The 18313-nt window shown below is 72.6% G+C and carries 14 protein-coding genes and 1 tRNA gene; 8 read left to right on the forward strand and 7 right to left on the reverse strand.

Features of this window, described 5'->3' with window-relative positions:
- Positions 1–17 precede the first annotated feature (17 nt).
- Both H6693_04355 and H6693_04360 read left to right on the forward strand, forming a co-directional pair.
- Complete coding sequence (locus tag H6693_04355) at positions 18–2096, forward strand: S9 family peptidase (protein MCB9515400.1); 2079 nt, start codon at positions 18–20, stop codon at positions 2094–2096.
- Complete coding sequence (locus tag H6693_04360; GenBank protein MCB9515401.1) at positions 2093–3046, forward strand: tetratricopeptide repeat protein; 954 nt, start codon at positions 2093–2095, stop codon at positions 3044–3046. Before H6693_04355 ends, H6693_04360 begins: the two co-directional genes overlap by 4 nt.
- A 90-nt stretch (positions 3047–3136) precedes the next feature.
- Here the strand turns inward: H6693_04360 and H6693_04365 are convergent, their stop codons facing one another.
- Positions 3137–3727, reverse strand: a complete 591-nt coding sequence (locus tag H6693_04365) for a YceI family protein (protein MCB9515402.1) — start codon at positions 3725–3727, stop codon at positions 3137–3139.
- A 281-nt stretch (positions 3728–4008) separates the two neighbouring features.
- On the opposite strand from H6693_04365, the gene H6693_04370 reads away from it, so the two are divergent.
- Both H6693_04370 and H6693_04375 read left to right on the forward strand, forming a co-directional pair.
- Positions 4009–4083, forward strand: a tRNA-Glu gene (locus H6693_04370).
- A 262-nt stretch (positions 4084–4345) separates the two neighbouring features.
- Positions 4346–6532: a response regulator gene (locus H6693_04375; GenBank protein ID MCB9515403.1), complete on the forward strand. Its 2187-nt coding sequence runs from the start codon at positions 4346–4348 to the stop codon at positions 6530–6532.
- Here H6693_04375 and H6693_04380 read toward each other — a convergent pair.
- The 3 genes from H6693_04380 to H6693_04390 form a co-directional block, all read right to left on the reverse strand.
- Positions 6508–6939, reverse strand: coding sequence for a DoxX family protein (locus tag H6693_04380; GenBank protein ID MCB9515404.1), 432 nt, complete (start codon positions 6937–6939; stop codon positions 6508–6510). The genes H6693_04375 and H6693_04380 overlap by 25 nt on opposite strands.
- A 42-nt stretch (positions 6940–6981) precedes the next feature.
- Positions 6982–9951, reverse strand: coding sequence for a fused MFS/spermidine synthase (locus H6693_04385; protein ID MCB9515405.1), 2970 nt, complete (start codon positions 9949–9951; stop codon positions 6982–6984).
- A 109-nt stretch (positions 9952–10060) separates the two neighbouring features.
- A complete protein-coding gene (locus tag H6693_04390; GenBank protein MCB9515406.1) occupies positions 10061–11398 on the reverse strand; it encodes an NAD(P)/FAD-dependent oxidoreductase in 1338 nt (445 codons plus the stop codon).
- Between the two features lie 188 nt (positions 11399–11586).
- On the opposite strand from H6693_04390, the gene H6693_04395 reads away from it, so the two are divergent.
- On the forward strand, positions 11587–12081 hold the full coding sequence (locus tag H6693_04395; protein MCB9515407.1) for a glutathione peroxidase: 495 nt from the start codon (positions 11587–11589) through the stop codon (positions 12079–12081).
- Positions 12082–12147: 66 nt separating this feature from the next.
- Here the strand turns inward: H6693_04395 and lexA are convergent, their stop codons facing one another.
- From lexA to H6693_04410, 3 genes are read right to left on the reverse strand one after another with little or no spacing between them, the layout of a single operon-like run.
- The gene (lexA, locus tag H6693_04400) at positions 12148–12780 is read right to left on the reverse strand and encodes a transcriptional repressor LexA (protein MCB9515408.1); all 633 of its coding nucleotides are present in this window, start codon (positions 12778–12780) and stop codon (positions 12148–12150) included.
- Complete coding sequence (locus H6693_04405) at positions 12729–13331, reverse strand: hypothetical protein (GenBank protein MCB9515409.1); 603 nt, start codon at positions 13329–13331, stop codon at positions 12729–12731. Before H6693_04405 ends, lexA begins: the two co-directional genes overlap by 52 nt.
- Positions 13328–14515: a DNA polymerase IV gene (locus tag H6693_04410; GenBank protein ID MCB9515410.1), complete on the reverse strand. Its 1188-nt coding sequence runs from the start codon at positions 14513–14515 to the stop codon at positions 13328–13330. The genes H6693_04405 and H6693_04410 overlap by 4 nt, the downstream gene beginning before the upstream one ends.
- 173 nt (positions 14516–14688) lie before the next feature.
- Between H6693_04410 and H6693_04415 the strand changes: the two genes are divergently transcribed.
- From H6693_04415 to H6693_04425, 3 genes are read left to right on the forward strand one after another with little or no spacing between them, the layout of a single operon-like run.
- Positions 14689–17148: a CHAT domain-containing protein gene (locus tag H6693_04415; protein ID MCB9515411.1), complete on the forward strand. Its 2460-nt coding sequence runs from the start codon at positions 14689–14691 to the stop codon at positions 17146–17148.
- Positions 17145–17687 carry a sigma-70 family RNA polymerase sigma factor gene (locus H6693_04420; protein ID MCB9515412.1) on the forward strand — a complete coding sequence of 181 codons (543 nt, stop codon included), beginning with the start codon at positions 17145–17147 and terminating at the stop codon, positions 17685–17687. Before H6693_04415 ends, H6693_04420 begins: the two co-directional genes overlap by 4 nt.
- Positions 17684–18280, forward strand: coding sequence for a hypothetical protein (locus H6693_04425; GenBank protein ID MCB9515413.1), 597 nt, complete (start codon positions 17684–17686; stop codon positions 18278–18280). Before H6693_04420 ends, H6693_04425 begins: the two co-directional genes overlap by 4 nt.
- The last annotated feature ends 33 nt before the right edge of the window (positions 18281–18313 follow it).

Raw genomic sequence — 18313 nt, forward strand, 5'->3', positions numbered from 1 at the left:
ACACAGGGAGGAACGCGATGGCCAAGGCACTGCCGCCTCTCAGCGCCGAGGACCTCTGGCGACTGCCCCGCGTGGGCGCGCCTCGCCCGTCGCCGGACGGGCGCCAGGTGCTGGTGACGGTCACCGACTACGACCTGGACGCCAACCGCGGCCGCAGCCGCCTCTGGCTGCTGCCCGCCGACGCGCGCGGCGCGGGGGCCGGCGGCCGCGCCGACGGCGCCCGCCCCCTCACCGCGCCCGAGCACTCCTGCCGGCAGCCCGCCTGGGCGCCCGACGGCCGGAGCATCGTCTACCTGCGCGAACCGGGAGAGGGCGACGGCGCCTTCGGCGACCGCCCGCAGCTCTACCTGCTCCGCCTGGACGGCGGCGAGGCGCGACGCCTCACCGACCTGCCCTTCGGCGTCGCGGATCCCACGTGGATGCCCGACGGGCGCGGCCTGGTCGTCGTCAGCGAGATGGCCGCGGACGCCCCCGGCCCCGAGGGCGCCGCCGCGCTGCGCGCCGCGCGCGCCGCGGACAAGGTGGGCGCGCGGGTGAGCGAGGATCGCGTCTACCGCTACTGGGACCACTGGCTCGAGACCGATCGCCACCACCATCTGCTCTGGCTCGATCCGGACGGCGGCGCCCCGGTGGACCTGACGCCCGGCTCGCAGCGCTGGTTCGAGCCCATGGACCCCAGCGGCCAGTACGACCTGGCGCCCGACGGCGACGAGCTCGCCTTCTCCGCCTGCGCCAGCCGTCCCCCCCACGACCCGTGGCGCTGGGGCGTCTTCACCGTTGCCTTGCGCTGGGGCGCCGACGGCCGTCCGCGGCCGGGCAGGCCGCGCGCGCTGGGCGGCTGCTGGAAGGGCGGCGCGCGGCGGCCGCGCTACAGCCCGGACGGGCGGAGCCTCGTCTACGGCATGCGCCGCGAGCACGACTTCTACGCCGACCGCACGCGCCTCGTGCTGCGCGACCGCGCGAGCGGCGACGAGCAGGTGCTCACCGAGGACTGGGACGCGTCCGCCCAGGACTGGACCTTCGCGGACCGCGGCCGCCAGCTGCTGCTGCTGGCCGAGACGGGCGCGCGCGTGGGCGTCTACGGCTTCCCGCTTGCGGCCGCGCGCCGCAGCGGCGTCGCGACGCCCCGCCTGCTCCGCCGCGGCGGCACCTACTCGGGCCTCGCCGCGGCCGGCGAGCGGCTGCTGGTGAACCACTCGTCGCTGCGCGAAGCGCCCGAACTGCTCAGCATGGGCCTGGACGGCGCCTCGCCACGCCAGCTCACGGCTTTCACGCGGCCCCTGCTGGCGGCGCGCCGGCTCGGCGAGGTGGAGGAGCGGCGCTTCCGCGGAGCGGGTGGACGTCAGGTGCAGATGTTCCTGATCCACCCACCGGGGCCGCGGCGACGGCGGCGTCCGCTGCTGCAGCTCGTGCACGGCGGGCCGCACGGCGTCTTCGGCGACCAGTGGCACTGGCGCTGGAACGCGCAGCTCTTCGCCAGCACGGGCTGCCTCTGCGCCTGCGTGAACTTCCACGGCTCCACGGGATGGGGCCAGGACTTCGCCGCGTCGATCCTCGGCCGCTGGGGCGATCAGCCCTACGAGGACGTCATGGCGGCCACCGACGCGCTCGTCGCGGAAGGGCTCGCCGACCCCGAGCGCCTCGCGGCGGCCGGGGGGAGCTATGGTGGCTATCTCATTGCCTGGCTTGCAGCCAAGACGCGACGCTTCAAGTGCCTGGTGAACCACGCCGGGGTGAGCGACCTGCAGAGCCAGTACGCGTCGGACGTCACCCAGGGCCGGCGCCGGGCCATGGGCGGGGAGCCCTGGGCTGACCTGGAGGGCCTCGACCGCTACAATCCCATGCGCCACGCCGAGGGTTTCGCCACGCCGATGCTGGTCCTGCACGGCGAGCGAGACTACCGGGTGCCCTACCAGCAAGGGCTGGAGATCTACAACGTCTACCGGGCGATGGGGCTGCCGGCGCGGCTCGTCGTCTACCCGGACGAGAACCACTGGATCCTGAAGCCGCAGAGCAGCGTCCACTGGTACGGCGAGGTCTTCGCCTGGCTGGAGCGCTGGCTGTCGCCGCCCGCCGCGAGGAGGAAGCGCCGATGATGAGACCCTGGGCCACGGCCCTACTCGCGCTGGCCCTGCTGGCCGCCGCGCCCCTCACCCCCCGCTGCCAGGAGGCCGCCATGTCCGTCGCCGATTTCGACGCGCTCTGGGACTATCGGGACCCCGCCGCCACGGAGGTCAAGTTCCGAGCCCTGCTGCCCGAGGCCGAGCAGGCCGCCCCCGACCTGCACGCCCAGCTACTCAGCCAGATCGCGCGCTGCGAGGGGCTGCAGCGCAACTTCGAGGAGGCGCGGCGCATCCTGGACGAGGCCGAGCGCGTCAGCGGGGGCAAGGCCGGCACGGCGGCGGTGCGCATCCTGCTCGAGCGCGGGCGCACCTACAACTCCGACGGCGACGCCGCCACCGCGATCCCCTACTTCGACGCCGCGCTCCGCCAGGCCCAGGAGCGGAAGCTCGACTTCTACGCCGTGGACGCGGCGCACATGCTGGGCATCGCGTCGCCCGGCGACGAGGGGCTCGCGTGGAATCTGAAGGCCATCGACATGGCCCAGGCGAGCGAGGATCCGCGCGCGCGCGGCTGGCTCGGCTCGCTGCTGAACAACACCGGCTGGAGCTACCACGACGCGGGCGACTACGCCAAGGCCCTCACGCTCTTCGAGCAGGCCCTGGACTTCCGTCGCGAGAAGGGCCGGCAGCCGGAGATCCGCATCGCCGAGTGGTGCGTGGCGCGCTGCCTGCGCTCGCTGGGCCGCCTCGATGAGGCGCTGGCCATGCAGCGCGACCTCGAGCGGCAGTGGGCCGAGGCCGGGGGGCAGGGCGACGGGTACGTCCACGAGGAGCTCGGCGAGCTGCTGCTGGCCAAGGGCCAGGCGGACGCGGCGCGCCCCTACTTCGCCAAGGCCCACGCCCTGCTCAGCCAGGACCCCTGGCTGCAGGCCAACGAGGAGGCGCGGCTCGAGCGCCTCGCCGAGCTGGGCGGAGTGAAGTAAGCTTTCAGGTGATGGCCCTATCGCGATGAAACCAATGGAAATGCCCGGCCGACTGGCCGGGCATTTCCACGGTGGAGTCCTGGCTTGTGCCTACTTCTGGAGGATGCCCTCCACCTCGATCTCGATCTGGATCTCGTCGCTCACGACGGCACCCCCGGTCTCCAGCAGGTTGTTCCACGTGAGGCCGTAGTCCTTGCGGCTCAGCGCGCCGGTGGCCGTGAAGCCCGCGCGCGTGTTGCCATAGGGGTCCTGGATGCTGCCGTTGTACTCGAGGTCCAGGGAGATGGGCTTGGTGACGCCGTGCAGCGTCAGGTCGCCGTTCAGCACCCAGCCTCCGCCCTTGTGGGTGCTCACACCGGTGGACTTGAAGGTGATCTCGGGGTAGTTGGCGACGTCCAGGAAGTCAGGGCTGCGCAGGTGGCCGTCGCGCTTCTCCACCCCCGTGTTGACGGAGTTCGCGTCGATGGTGGCCGTGACGCGCCAGCTCTCCGGCTTGCCCTCCTCGAACTGGACGCTGCCCTCGAAGGTGTCGAAGTGGCCGCGCACCTTCGTCACCACCATGTGGCGGGCGACGAAGCTCACGCTGGAGTGAGCCGGATCGATGCTGTAGGTCCCAGCCTGGGCCAGGGCACTGAAGGCCAGCACCAGAAGGCCGGCCAGGGCGACGCTCTTGCGGATCATTGTTCCTCGCTTTCGGTCCAGAGTGTCGAATCAGGCATGAACCTGAGATGCCCGGCATCCTGCCGGGGTTCCGCGCGCCAGCGGTCGGGCCCGTTGCGTTGTCACGGGCGCCGACTGCGATCACCCGGCAAATATAAGGGAAGTCCAGCGGCCGCGCACGGTTCCCCGCGCGTTGCCGGCAGCTGCGAAATCAGGGGCGGCAACTCCGAGATACGGGACGCGTTGACAGGGCCCGATGCGGCTGCTAGATTGGCCGCGCTCAACCCCCGGGTTAGCGCTCTGTCCCCATCGTCTAGTCAGGTCCAGGACACCAGATTTTCGATCTGGCGACACGGGTTCGAATCCCGTTGGGGATACCCCGGGCCGCGCCCAGCGGCCCTTTTTCATTCCTTATGCCGCAGAGATTGTGTCCCGATCTCCCCATCCGCTTGACTGACACCCCAGTGGCCCACTTGCGCTGGCCCGGATCCCACCCCAGGCCTAACTGCCTGGTGGACAGCGGTTTATCCCTTCAGCCCAGAGCCTGGCAACACTCTCCGCGGCACTAGGGAACGGATATCACGGCCCGAATTCGCTCGGGCCTCCGGAAGTGGCATGTGGGTTGCTGCTTGTAGCGTCATGGAGTTCCCCTCGCTTCCCGGACTGCGCCACCGGCTCGTGCCGACCGGCGCCGACGCCGAGACCGTGGCCTGGCTGCGCCGCATGCTGGGCTTCACGGCCCTGGTGGGCGGCGCCGTGGCGCTGGTGGCGGTGCGCCGCTTCCTGCAGGGTGCGCCGCTGGCGGCACTGATCGAGTGGGCATCGGTCTTCGGCATGGGACTGGTCTGCGCGTGGGTCCTCCGCAACCCGACGCGGACCCGCCGGCACGTCGCGACGCATCTGCTGACGGCGCTCGGGATGGCCGGCATCGTCGGCACGGCCGTGCTCCTGGGGCAGTCGCGAAGCCCGTCGCTCTACTACGTGATGCTGATCCCGCTCGCCGCTGGCTACTACGGCGGGGCGCGCGCGGCGACGGCCTGGGGACTCGCGAGCGCCGTCACCGTCGTCGGCCTTCGCGTCAGCGAGAACTTCGTGACGATCCCGTCGGAGATCGAGCTCACGAGCGGCGACATGCTGTCGATCTTCATCGTCGTGCTGGTGATCGTGACGGGCTTCGTGGTCACCGCCGAACGCACGCTCGAGCAGCGCGCGCGGGACCTGGAGAAGGCGCGCGACGCCGCGCTGCGCGCCTCCGAGCTCAAGAGCTCCTTCCTCGCCACCATGAGCCACGAGATCCGCACGCCGCTGGCCGGCGTGCTGGGCATGGCCGAGCTGCTGAGCACCACACGCCTCGACGACGAGCAGCGGCAGCTGGCCGAGACGCTCGCCGCGTCGGGCCGTTCGCTGCTCGCCATCATCAACGACGTGCTCAGCCTCGCCAAGATCGAGGCCGGCAAACTCGAGATCGAACGCGCCCCCTTCACGCTGCGCGCGCTCTTCGACGACGTGGGCCGACTCTTCGCGGAGAGCGCCCGCCGGAAGGGCCTCGTGCTCATCCATGCGGTGGAGCCCCCGCTGCCCTGCCGCGTCGAGGGCGATCGCACGCGGCTGCTGCAGGTGCTGTCGAACCTGATCTCCAACGCCATCAAGTTCACCGAGCACGGCGGCGTGCGCCTGCGCGCGACGCTGGCCGAGGGCAGCACCGCCGATGCGCCGCGCCTGCGCGTGGAGGTGGAGGACGACGGCATCGGCGTCCCGCCCGACATCCAGCCCCGGCTCTTCAAGGCCTTCGAGCAGGCCGAGGTCTCCACCGCCCGCCGCTTCGGCGGCACCGGCCTGGGCCTGGCGATCAGCGCGCGCCTGATGGGCTTGATGGGCGGGCAGATCGGTCTCGTCTCCCGCGAGGGCCACGGCGCCTGCTTCTGGTTCGAACTGCCGCTGGCCGTGGCCGAGGACGACACCGCGCACCGCCAGCGCGAGCTCGCGGCCTGGGCGCCCCTGGGTGGCCGCCGGGCGCTCGTGGTGGACGCGAACCCGACACGCCGCGCGCTTCACGCCGCGATGTGCCGTGAGGGCGGGCTCGTCGCCGAGTCGCTCGACGACCCGAACGACCTCGCCAAGCGGCTGAGCGACCGCGACGCGCCGCCCGTCCACGCCGTCCTCCTCGCCGGCGATCTGCCCGACGCGCTGCCCGCCGAACACCCGCCGCTCCTGCTGCTGGGCGCGCCGGTGCTGGACGCCGACACCGCGACCCGCGCCCAGGCCCTGCCGCTGCCGCTCAGCCCTGCGCCGCTGCGCAGCGCGCTGCTGCGCGCGCTGAACCTGGCGGCCACGTCGCCCGAAGCGCAGCAGGACGTCGCCGGCGCCCTCGCCTCCCGCCCGCTGGCCGGGCGCAGCGTGCTCGTGGTGGACGACAACAACGTCAACCGGCTCATCGCGCGCCGCTTCCTGCAGCGACTGGGCGCGCTGGTGCGCGAGGCGGCGGACGGCGAGGCCGCGCTCGCGGCCCTGGCCGCCGAGCGCGTCGACCTGGTGCTCATGGACTGCCAGATGCCCGTGATGGACGGCTTCGCGGCCACCCGTGCGCTGCGGGATCGCGAGGCCGAGGGGGGCGCTCACCTGCCCGTGGTGGCGATGACCGCGAGCGCCTTCGAGGAGGACGTCCAGCGCTGCCTGGTGGCGGGGATGGACGTCCACCTGGCCAAGCCCTTCACTCTCGAGCAGCTCGCCGCGGCCGTCCTGCCCCTGCTGGGGCTCCCGCGACGTCCCCTCGCGGGCCAGGCCGACGGCGCCGACCTGCCTCAGCGGCCGCGCGTGAACGCGTAGGCGCCCGGCCCGACCAGCAGCAGCGCCAGGTAGACCCCCAGCAGCTCCAGCGCGTGGCTCGCGCCCTTCCACCCTGCGTTGGCGGCCTCCGGCGGCATGTTCAGATGCTGCACCGCCGCCACGACCATCGTGAAGGCCAGCACCGCCGCCGCCGGCCGCGTGAACAGGCCTAGGATGAGCAGCAGCGAGCCCAGACTCTCCGCGAGCGCCGCGGCGAGTCCCCAGGCCTCGGGCCAGAGTCCGATCCCCAGATTGCCCATGCTGCCGCCCACGCGCGCCCAGGCCTCCGGACCGCCGGTGAGCTTTCCCCAGCCGTGGAAGACGAGCATGCTGAAGCCCACCGCGAGGCGAAGCAGCAGCAGACCGAGATCGGTGTTCAGCGGGGCGCGGGAGAGGAGGGCGCGCATGGGGTCTCCTTCGTGTGTGAGTCGGGGCCGACGGCTCCGGGGCTAGCGCTGTTCGGTCTGATCGAGGAGGGTGCGGGCTTCGGCGGCGCCGTCGAAATCGCTCGACGCCTCCAGCGCCGCGCGCAGATGCCGGCGGCCGGCCGACTCCGCGCCGGCGGCCGACTCGGCGGCGCCGAGGTGATAGAGCACGATCGGATGGCGCGGAAGCGCGGTCAGCGCGCGCTCGAGGACCGTCACGGCCTCCGCGCTCCGGCCCGCCTTGTGTAGGGCCCAGCCGCGCGTATCCAGGTACATCCCCGAGCTCGGGTCCAGCGCGAGTGCCCGGTCCGCGGCGGCGATCGCCTCGTCGTAGCGCCCGGCCTGGATGAGCAGATCGGCGAGCCCGTTCAGCGCACGGTCGTTGTCGGGGTGAGAGGCGATCAGTTCGCGGTACTGGCGCATCTCGTTCTCCAGGCAGAAGCCGTCCCCCTCGGGCAGACGTCCTCCCGTCGCGAGGCGCATGAACCAGTCGGCGTCACCGTTGCCGGGATCCAGGCACCATGCGGTGGCCAGGTCATTCTCGTTCCGATAGAAACCATAGCTCGCGAGCAACCCGGCGACGCGCTGCTCGTCGAGAATCGCCTCGGCGAGTCTGCGGTCGCCGCCATTGAGATGGGGCGGCAACGCGGCCTGGAACATCGGCAACTGCAGAGCCGGCGGCAGCGGCCAGACCGCGGACTGCTTGTCGAAGTAGTGCGCGTCGTCCGTGTTCACCCGGGTCTCGGGGCCGATGAACGCGGCCATGGCCGAGCCGTCCATCCAGAAGAAGCCGCCGACGCGCCGCACGCTGTCGAGCTGGTAGTGCTCCGCCCGGAACCACGGTGCGAGCCGGTCGAGCCGGGACTGCAGGCGCGGGGCGTCCAGCGCGTAGGGCTCGGGCGTCGCCATCAGGAAGGCCTGATCGCTGCCGTAGACGTACCAGACCGTCGCGTTGGGGAAGACCGTGCGGAACGTATTCAGGTGGATGCGCATCAGCTCCCCGCGCATCGAACCGAGCACCGGCACCCACTGCGCGAAGACGCCGCCCGGGGCGAGGCGCCGCTTCACGAGCTCGTAGAACTCGCGCGTGTAGAGGATCCAGCTGTCGTAGGCGCGCGGGTGCGTCGAATCGCCGATGATGAGATCGTAGCGGCGGTGCGTGGTGACGAGGTGTCCACGCCCGTCGTCGTTGTGGAAGTGGAAGCGCGGCCGGTGGAAGACGTCCCCGTTGACCTCCGTGAAGAGATCGTTGATCTCCTCGATGTCAGGGTTGAGATCCACGACGTCCAGACGCCCCACCTCGTCCGTGGCCAGGGTCGACCCCGCCGTGATTCCCGCGCCGAAGGCGATGACGAGGCAGTCCTTCGGCGCGTCGGAGGCATGGCTGAAGACGGGAAGGCTGCCGAGCAGCTTGAACAGCTGCACGTGCCAGTAGCGCGTGGACGCCTCCTCGACCCCATTGAGGTACATGTCGCGATAGTCGCCCAGGCGGCTGTCCTGCTGATCGAGCACCGTCACCGTCGCCGCCCGGCCCTCGCGAATGAGACGCACCGTGGCCCGTTCCGCGAGCGTACCCCGCGCGATCTTCTGGGCATAGCGGTCGACCATGTCCGGCGCCGCTACGCCGAGCAGGAGACCGATCAGCGCCGTAGAAGCCGCCACGACTCCCCAGCGCGACGGGCGCCGACCGGGCGCGAGCGCCGCGATCAGTCCCACCGCCAGGCCGAGCAGAGCGAGCAGGAGCAGCGCGCCCTGCATCCCGATGGCGGGGACCAGCAGGTGATTGACCACGCCGGCCCCGAGCAACCCGCCGGCGGTGTTGACGGCGTAGAGCGTCGCGGCGGTCCGGGCCGCCCCGGGGCCACGACCCGCCCCACCCAGCATGCGAATGGCCATGGGGAGCAGCGCGCCGAGGAGCAGCGTCGGCGTGATGATGACCAGCAGCACGGGCAGCGGATTCCGCGCCGTGCTGTCCGCGAAACGCGCGAACTCGCCAGCGCCGACGATCCAGTCTCCGAGCAGCAGATAGGGCGCCGCGAAGACGGCCGCCCCCGCCGCGATCGCCGTGATGGCGAAGAGGCGATCACCGCCGCGGGGACGCGCGGCAACCCGATCGAAAAGCCGCGTCCCCAGCAGCGCGCTGATCCCCGTGCCCAGCAGGAAAGCGGTCAAGACCAGCGGAAAGACCGACACGGCGTTGCCGAGGTAGAGGATGCTGAGCCGCGTCAGCAGGACCTCGTAGGCCAGGGCGACGAAGCCGATGGTCGCGCTCGCCGCCAGGAGGAAGCCGCGCCGCGTGGCGACGGAGACGTCCGCCGCGGGAGCGGCGCTCGCCTCCGAGGCGCGTGGCGCCGAGCGGCGCAGCAGGCCGGCGAGCACACCGGTGCCGGCCGCCAGCAGGTAGAGCCCGAAGGCGATCCGCAGCGTCAGCCCCACACCGAACTCGAGCAGGAGATGGTAGCCCGCGGCGTAGGTCCCGAGAGCGGCGCCCAGCGTGTTGATGGCGTAGAGGTAGCTCGTGCGGGCGCTGCCGCGGCGGGGGTCGTCGAGGGCCGCGCCGGCCGCGATCGCGGGGTAGGTGGCGCCCATGAGCATGGCCGGCAGCAGGAGCACGCAGCTCGTGATCAGCACGCGCACGATCGCGAGACCCGCCTGCGCATCGATCCGACCCGCCGCCGACTCGAAAGCGCCGGTGAGCGCGCCGATGAGCACCGGGGACAGCAGCACCAGCGCCCCCACGGCGAGCTCCATCAGGAAGTAGGGACGCAGGTCGCCACGTCGGGCGCCGAAGAGCCGCCCGCCGAGGAGACTGCCCAGCCCCAGCCCCCCCATGAAGATCACGAGGATCATCGCCGTGGCGCTGAGCGAGTTGCCCACCACCACGATCAGCATGCGGTTCCAGGTGACCTCGGCGATGAGGCTCGCCGCCCCAGAGAAGAAGAAGGCAAGGTAGACGAGCGGCGCGTAGAGCGGGTGCTGGGCGCGAAGGGACATCGGGACCGGTTCCTGGGCTCGGGCGAAAGAGAAAACCGACGGCTGTCGGATCGGCGCGCGTCCCGACCCCTACCTAGTAGCACGGCGGGGCCGTCCGCGCAAACCTGGGCTAGTCGGGGGGGCGGGCGGCCTCGGACCCGGCCGCAGCGGCCTGCCGCGTCCCGGGGGCACTGTGCGCGTGCCGTGCGTGCAGGCCCAGCGCGACGACGTCCCGCCGGAAGAGCAGGTCCAGCGTCCAGTCCAGCGTGACGCGCAGCTTCCGCCCGAGGCCCGGCATCTTGGACAGGTAGACGGTCCGCCACAGGAACCAGGCCGGAAAGCCCGACAGCTTGATCCCGAAGACCTGCGCGACACCCGTGCGGCAGCCCAGCGCGGCCAGCGCGCCCCGGTCGCGGTAGCGCAGCGGGCGCGCCGCGTCCCCGCGCAGTACGGCGGCCAGGTTGCCGGCCAGCTGCGCGCCCTCCTGCACGGCGCTCTGGGCCGTGGCCGGAAGGGTCCGGCCGGCGGCGTCCACGTTGACCGCGCAGTCGCCGATGCCCCAGACGCGTTCCTGCCCTCGAATGCGCATGTCCGGCTCGCAGAGCAGCCAGCCCTGCGGATCGGTGGGCAGGGCGCCGTCCCAGAGCGGCGGCGGGGCGGCGATGCCCGCGCACCAGATCACGGTGCGCGTGTCGAGGCGGCGACCGTCGTCGAGCTGCGCGTGCGCGGGGCCGATCGCGTCGACGGCGTGGCGCGTGATGACGTCCACCCCCATCTTGCCGAGCCGCTTCTCCGCGTAGCGGGACAGCGGACCGCCCAGCGCGCTCAGGATCGTGTCGCCGAGCTCGACCAGGGTGACGCGGCAGTCCGACGGGCGGACGCGCGCGTAGCGGCGGCTGGCCTCGCGCAGGAAGGCCAGGAACTCGCCGGCCACCTCGACGCCGCTGAAGTTGCCCCCCACCACGACGACGTGGAGCAGGGCGCGCCGCTGGGCGTCGTCGTCGGTCGCCTCCGCCAGTTCGAGCATCGCGATGGCCCGGTCGCGCAGCGCCACCGCGTCGGCCAGGCTCTTGAGCTCGAAGCCGTGCTCGGCCAGGCCGGGCACGGGCGGCAGGCGCGTGACGCTGCCCAGCGCCAGCACGAGGTGGTCGTAGTCCAGCGCGCGCTCGGGGGCGCCGGGCTCGAGGCGGTAGCGCAGCTGCCGGGCGGCGGGATCCACCGCCGTGACTTCGGCCATGACGAAGCGGCTGCGCTTCAGGAAGGCGCGGATCGAGACGACGGCATGCCGCGGGTGGAGGCTGCCCGTGCCCGCCTCCACCAGGAGGGGCGTGAAGACGAAGTAGTTGTGCCGGTCCAGGAGGACGATCTCCACGTCGCGCCGCGACCTCAGCGCGCGCTCCAGGGTCCGTGCGCACGTGGCGCCGGCGAAGCCCGCGCCCACGATGACGATGCGCGTGGGGGTGCCCATGAGCCGTCTCCCCTCCTTTTCGGCCCGGCTTGACGCGTACAACATAGTTGATCTTCTTGCCCAAACAAGTCGCACCCTTCACCTGGAGCGTCGCCATGATCCTGCGCATCGTCGCCGCCCTCGCACTTCTCGCCGCGGTCGCGCTGGCCCTCGGGGCCAGCAAGCGCGCGGACGTCCCGGAGGTCCCCATGCCCGACTCCCTGTACACGATCCCTCTCGAGCGCAATGACGGCAGCCCCGCCACCCTCGGCGAGTACCGCGGCAAGGTGCTGCTGCTGGTGAACGTGGCAAGCAAGTGCGGCTTCACGCCCCAGTACGAGGGGCTGGAGGCGCTCTACGAGCGGCTGCACGCCCAGGGCTTCGAGGTGCTGGCCTTTCCTGCCAACGACTTCATGGGCCAGGAGCCCGGCAGCGACGCGGAGATCCGCGAGTTCTGCAGCAGCACCTACGGCGTCACCTTTCCGCTCTTCGCCAAGCTCCACGTGAAGGGCGACGCGCAGCACCCGCTCTACCGCTACCTCACGGCGGGCGGCGGCGATCCCGAGCTCGCGGGAGACATCGGCTGGAACTTCAACAAGTTCCTGGTGGATCGGGAGGGTCGCGTGATCGCGCGCTGGGGCTCGCGCACCAAGCCCGAGGACGCCGAGCTGGTCGAAGCCATCGAGAAAGCGCTGGCGGGCTGACCGGCGAGGCGAGTCCGCCCCCGCTCGGGAGAGCGGGGACGGACCCCTGCCTTCCGCTGCCTGCGTCTAGAGCACGCGCATGACGGCCACCACCTTGCCGATGATGCGCACGTCAGCGCTCCCCGCCGGAACCATGATCGGCTTCAGGCGGGGATTCTCCGGCTGCAATCGGATGCCGCCGGGCTCCTTGTAGAAGGTCTTCACCGTGGCCTCGTCGTCCACCAGGGCGACGACGATCTCGCCGTCGCGCGCCGTCTCCTGCGGGCTGACCACGATGGTGTCGCCGTCGAGGATGTGGGCGTCGACCATGGAGTCCCCCACCACCTTCAGCAGGAAGTTGCCCTCCCGCGCGGCGAAGGAGGCGTCCACCTCGATCCACTCCTCGATGTTCTCCTCGGAGAGGACCGGGGCGCCCGCGGCCACCTGCCCGATGAGGGGCAGACGCACGACGTTGCTCCGCGGATTTTCGCGGCCGTCGCCGAGCTTCAGGACCTCGATGCCCCGCGAGCGCTCCTTGGCGCGGCGGATGTAGCCCTTGCGCTCCAGGGCCTTCAGGTGGTCCTGCACCCCGCGGGGTGAACGCATGTCAAAGTGTGCGGCAATCTCCCTGATGGTAGGGGGATAGCCGTTTTCCCTGAGAAACTGCCTCAGGAAATCAAGGACGGATCGTTGGCGATCCGTGAGAACCTCTGGCGACATATCGCCTGCCTCCTGTGGAAATACCAGCGCCGCCGCAGGCGACGTCCGCCGTCCGCCAGCAGGCGGCGCGGCGGCGCCACGAGGATGGCGCTCACCGCCTCGACGGCACCCGAACACAGGCGTCCGAGAGCCGTCAAGGAGAAGTCGATCCGGGGCGGCGCGTCCGCACCGGAATGGAAAGTCGCCGGGGGAGAAAAGCGGGCGAGCGTCTCTCGCTCCACCGAACCCGCGTGAGCCGAACCCTCCCTTTCGGCCCACAGGCGCTTCTCCCCCCCGGCCAAGGTCGTGAGCTGTGCCGCCAGGCGCGCGCCGGCGGGGCAGTCCTCCGTCGCGACCTCCGCGGCGGCGACAAGGCCGCCCTCCGGATGCACGGGGCAGCCGGGGCAGAGGGCGAAGAGGGCGGGGGCGCCCGCCCCCGGGGGCGGGCTGGTCGCGTCGTCCGCCACGCTCAGCAGCGAGCGGCGCGCGTTGTCCAGCGCCTCGGCCAGCCCCAGATCCGCGCGGGGCACAGCCGCGGCGGCGAAGAGGTCGATCTGCCTGCCGTCGATCATGGCTGACTCCTTCCCAGCAGGCGGGCCCGGCGCACCGAGTCCCGTCCGAAGCGCTCCCCGAGAGCGTCCATGGCCTGACCCAGCCGCGCCTCCCGCTCCGGGGATTCGGCGCTGAAGAGGCTGGGGGGCACGGCGTCCCGAGGCAGCAGTTTGCGCAGCGAAATGCCCAGCAGGCGCACCTTCTCCCCGCGGCGGTCCACGTCCGTCATCAGACGGCGCGCGGCCTGGAAGATGAGCAGGCCCTGGTCGAGGTACTCGCTGCCGGTCACCGAACGCGTCAGCGTGCGAAACGAGGCGGTGCGCAGCTTCAGGGTGAGCGTGCGGCCGGCCACACCCTGGCGGCGAAGACGGCGGGCCACCTTCTCGGACAGCTCCAGCAGGGTGCGCTCGAGGACCCGAAGCTCGTCCTGGTCCTCGTCGAAGGTGTGCTCGTGCCCCACGGACTGCTCGGCCGGCGCTTCCGCCTCCACGGCGCGGGGGTCGACGCCCCGGGCCAGACGGGCCAGGCGCAGCCCCCAGCGCCCGAAGCGCCGCTCGAGCTCGGCCTCGCCCAGGCGGTCCAGATCGCCGATGGTGGCGATGCCCATGGCCTCGAGCTGCGCCAGCGTCTTGGGCCCCACGCCCCAGAGCCGCTGCACGGGCAGAGGGTGCAGGAAGTCCAGCAGCCCCTCCGCCGTGACCACGGTGAAGCCGTCGGGCTTGTCGTGGTCCGAGGCGATCTTGGCGACGAACTTCACCGGCGCCAGCCCCGCCGAGCAGACCAGCCCCGTCTCCCGCAGGACGCGCGCCTTGATCTGGCGCAGCGTCTCCACCGGCGGGCCGAAGATCAGCTCGGTGCCCGTGAGATCCACGAAGGCCTCGTCGAGACTGAGCGGCTGCACCCGCGGCGAGTAGTCGCGCAGGATGGCCATGATGCGCTTGCTCTCGGCGGCGTAGACGTCCATGCGCCCACCCACGAAGCAGGCCTGGGGGCAGAGCCGATAGGCCGTGCGCAGGGGCATGGCGCTGTGGATGCCGAAGCGGCGCGCCTCGTAGCTGGCCGCCGAGACCACGCCCCGCCGGGTGGGATCGCTGGCCCCCACCACCACCGGCTTGCCCCGCAGCTCCGGAAAATCCCGCTGCTCCACGGAGGCGTAGAACGCATCCATGTCGACGTGGGCGAGAGCGGGAACGGGCGTGAACACGGGCCAGCACCTCCACTGCGCCGGCACCACCGCCGGGCAACGCATGTACGCTACTATACCCAGGTATACAGGTCAAGCCCGACGCGGAAAAAACTGGCGAGGATCGCGGTCTCCTGCTAGCATTCTGCGCACAACCCGTTGTCCCTAGACAACATAACGAGGGCAAGCCCGCCATGCGCCCCACGCTCCGCCACCGGTGCCTCCTGGCGCTCGCGCTGCCGGCGCTCCTGCTGGCCCGCGAACCCGCGCCGCTGCGCGCGGAGGGCGCCGCCCCCCTGGCCGCCGACTCCACGCGGCTGCTCGAGCGCGCGAAGGTCCTCTACCCGCAGCGCCCCAGCGACGAAAGCGCGCTGGCCCCCCATCGCGAAGCGCTGCTGTCGCTGGCCGACAGCCTCGAGGCCGCGGGACTCGTGGGCGCCGCCGGGCGCGGCTACGAGTGGGCGGGCATCGACGCCTTCCGCTTCGGACACCTCGACGACGCGCTGAACACCTGGCGCGCGGGCCTGGCCATGGTCCGCGGGCACGGGCACGCCAAGATGGAGGCCAGCCTGCTCAACGCCATCGCCGTGGGACATGCCGCGGGCGGACATCGCGAGGAGGCCGCGGCCAGCTGGCTCGAGCTGCTTCCGCTGCGCGAGGCACTGGGCGACACCTTCGGGCTGGGGGTGACCTGGGGCAACATCGCGAACGTCTACAACGAGCTCGGGCGCGTCGGCGAGGCGCTGGAGGCCACGCGCGAGGCCGAGCGCTGGGACCGTCTCGCCGACAACCGCAAGGGGATGGGCGCGTCGCTGCTGCGACGCGCCGAGTTGATGGCCGCGCAGGGACGTCGCACCGAGGCGCTGGCCTGGGCCGACACCTGCCTGGCCTACGCGCGCGCCGAGGACGAAGGCGCCTCGCTGGGCCTGGCCCTCGTGCGGCGGGCGGAAGTGCTCGACGAGCTCGGCCGCAGCGAAGAGGCGCTGGCGCAGCTCGACGAAGGCATCGCCACCCTGGAGTCCCGGGGCGAGCGCTACTACGCGGTCTTCTGCCGCAACCTGCGCCTGCAGCTGCTGCTGAACCTGGGACGCGCCGCGGACTGCCTCGAGGCCGCGCGCGCGCTGCGGCCGGAGCTCGAGGCGCTGGGCCACGCCCCGCTGCTCACGGACGCGCGCGGCCTCGAAGGCCGCGCCCTCCTCGCCCTGGGCCGGGTGGCCGAGGCGGAGTCGCTGCTGAGCACGGCGCTCGCCGCGTTCGAGGTCGACCGCGAGGCCCAGGAGGACCCGGCCACGCGCGCGGGGCTGCAGCGCCGCGGCGCCCAGATCTGCACGGCCCTCGCGCGCTGCGGGCTGCGGCGCGGTCACCCCGAGGACGCCTGGGCCGCCCTGGAGCGCGGTCGCGCCCCGCTGCTGCGCGAGCGCCTGGGCGGCGACGCGCCCGTCGCGCTGGATTCACTTCGCGCGACGCTCAAAGCCATGGACACAGTCCTCATCCAATACGACAGTTTCGCCAGCGACACCCTGCTGGTCATGGCCGTGCTGCCCGCGGGCCTCGAGGTGGTCGACCTGCCCCTCGGCAACGTCCTCGACCTCGAGGCCGACGCCCGCGCCGCCCTCGGCCTCATGGCCGCGGGCAGTCCGGACAGCCTCTGCCTGCCGCCGCTGTCGCGCCTGTCGCGGCGCCTGCTCGAACCGGTGCTGGCCAGGCTGCCCGCGGGTGTCGAGCGCCTGGCCATCGTGGCGCCGGACGCGCTGGCGGGCTTCCCTTTCGAAGCCCTGCCGACCGCGGACGGGCCCCTGGGCGAGCGCTTCGGCGTCAGCTACCTCCCCAGCGCCAGCGCGCTGCCCCTGCTCGTTGAGCGGCGCGCGGCGCCCGCGGGCATGCTGGCCCTCGCGGACCCGCCGGCGTTGCGCGCCGAACGCGACGCCCTGCGCGACCCCAGCCGCGGGCTGGGCGGCCAAGCGCTGCCCGAGGCGCGCCGCGAGATCCGGGACATCGCCGTCGACGGCTGCCGCCTCCTCGAAGGCGCCGCCGCGAGCGCGGACTCCCTGCGCAGCGCGGGCCCCGGACGCGCCGTGCTGCACTTCGCGACGCACGCCCTCATCAATCCCCTCAACGGCGAGGACGCCGCCCTGCTCCTCGCCCGAGGCGCGAGCAGCGCGCTGCTGCCGGCGCGGGAGGTGGAGAGCCTGCCGCTGAGCGCGGATCTCGTCACGCTGAGCGCCTGCCGCAGCAGCCTCGGCCTCGTGCTGCCCGGCGAGGGCAGCTTCGGGCTGCCGCGCTCCTTCCTGGTGGCCGGGAGCCGCAGCGTGGTCTCCAGCCTCTGGGACGTGGAAGACGGCGCCGCCCGGCGCTTCATGGCCCGCTTCTACGCCGCCCTGCGCGACGGCGACAGCCGCGACCTCGCCCTGCGCCGCGCGCGGCGCGAGCTGGCCGACGCGGGCTATCCGCTGCGCGATCGCGCGGCCTTCGTGCTGAGCGGCGTGGGAGCGGCCCCCGTGCCGGCCCTGGCCCACCACCCCCTGGCGTCCGCGGGCGGGCGGGGCCGCTGGCTCGTCCTGCTGCCCCTCGTCGCGCTGCTGGGCTGGTGGCTCGCCGCGCGCGCGGATCGCCGACGGAATCCGGGCGGGAGATCGGGAGCGCTGGGCAAATGAGTCCGTCGCGTGAGGAACGCGAGCGCTGGCTCGAGCTGTTGCGCCAGCGCTTCGTGGAGATCGCCGGACGACGTCTGGCTCCCGACGCAGTGGAGGACACGGTGCAGGAGGCGCTGCGCATCGTCTATCAGAAGGGACTCGGGCCCGCGGAGCAGAGCGCGCCCGAACTCCCCTCCCTCGCGTGGTGCTTCCAGGTGCTGCGCAACTGCATCGGCAATCACTACCAATGGCGACGCCACCGCCGCCACGAGCCCCTCGACGGCGCCGCGGCCAGCGCGCGCGAGCAGCGCGAGTCCGGCGCCGATCCCCTCGAGGCCCTGGAGGCCAGCGAGCTGCGGCGGCATCTCGAGGCCGCCCTGGGCGCGCTGGCCCGCGAATCGGCCGACTGCGCGCGCTACCTGCGGCGCGTACTCGCCGGGGACGCCCCCGCGGCGCTGGCCGACCGCGAAGGGCTCGACGCGGCCGTGCTCTACCGGCGGCTCTACCGCTGCCGTGCGCGGCTGAAGACCATCCTGCTCGACCGAGGAGTGCGCCCATGACGCAAGGACGCGACGAGACGCGCGAGGCGCGTCTGGCAGCCTATCGCGACGGAAACCTGCCCCCCGACGAACGCGCGGCGCTGGAGGCGACAATCCTCGCCGACCCCGAGGCCAGCGAGGAGCTCTACGCGCAGCTCGGCATCCAGGACGCGCTCGAGCGGGCGCGGGGCGCGGCGCCGCGCGCCGCGCTGCGCCGCCTGTTCACGGTGGTGCTGCCGCTGGCCGCGGCCATCGCGCTGCTCTGGCTGGGACCGCGCTGGCAGCAGCAGCTGAGCGCACCGCCGGAGCCGCCGCGCTTTCGCAGCCTGCCGGGGACGCTGCGTGGACTGGAGCCCCAGGGCGAGCTGGTGGCGGCGCCGCGGCAGTTCCGCTGGCAGCGCGAGCCGTCGGCCGCGCAGTACCGCTTCGAGCTCTACGACCGCGAGGCCACGCTGCGCTACGACGCCGTCGCGCGCGACACGCTGCTGATCCTGCCGGCGGACGCGGCCGCCGTGGACGCCGGCTTCTGGCGCGTCGTGCCCGTGGACAGCGCCGGCGCCGAGCTGCGGCCCAGCGAACCCCTGCACTTCACGAGCCCCGACGCGCGCCGCTGACCCCCAAGAAAACGGGGAGGGCTGCTGCCCTCC

It is taken from the genome of Candidatus Latescibacterota bacterium, assembly GCA_020633725.1.
In the GTDB taxonomy this organism is placed as follows: domain Bacteria; phylum Krumholzibacteriota; class Krumholzibacteriia; order JACNKJ01; family JACNKJ01; genus VGXI01.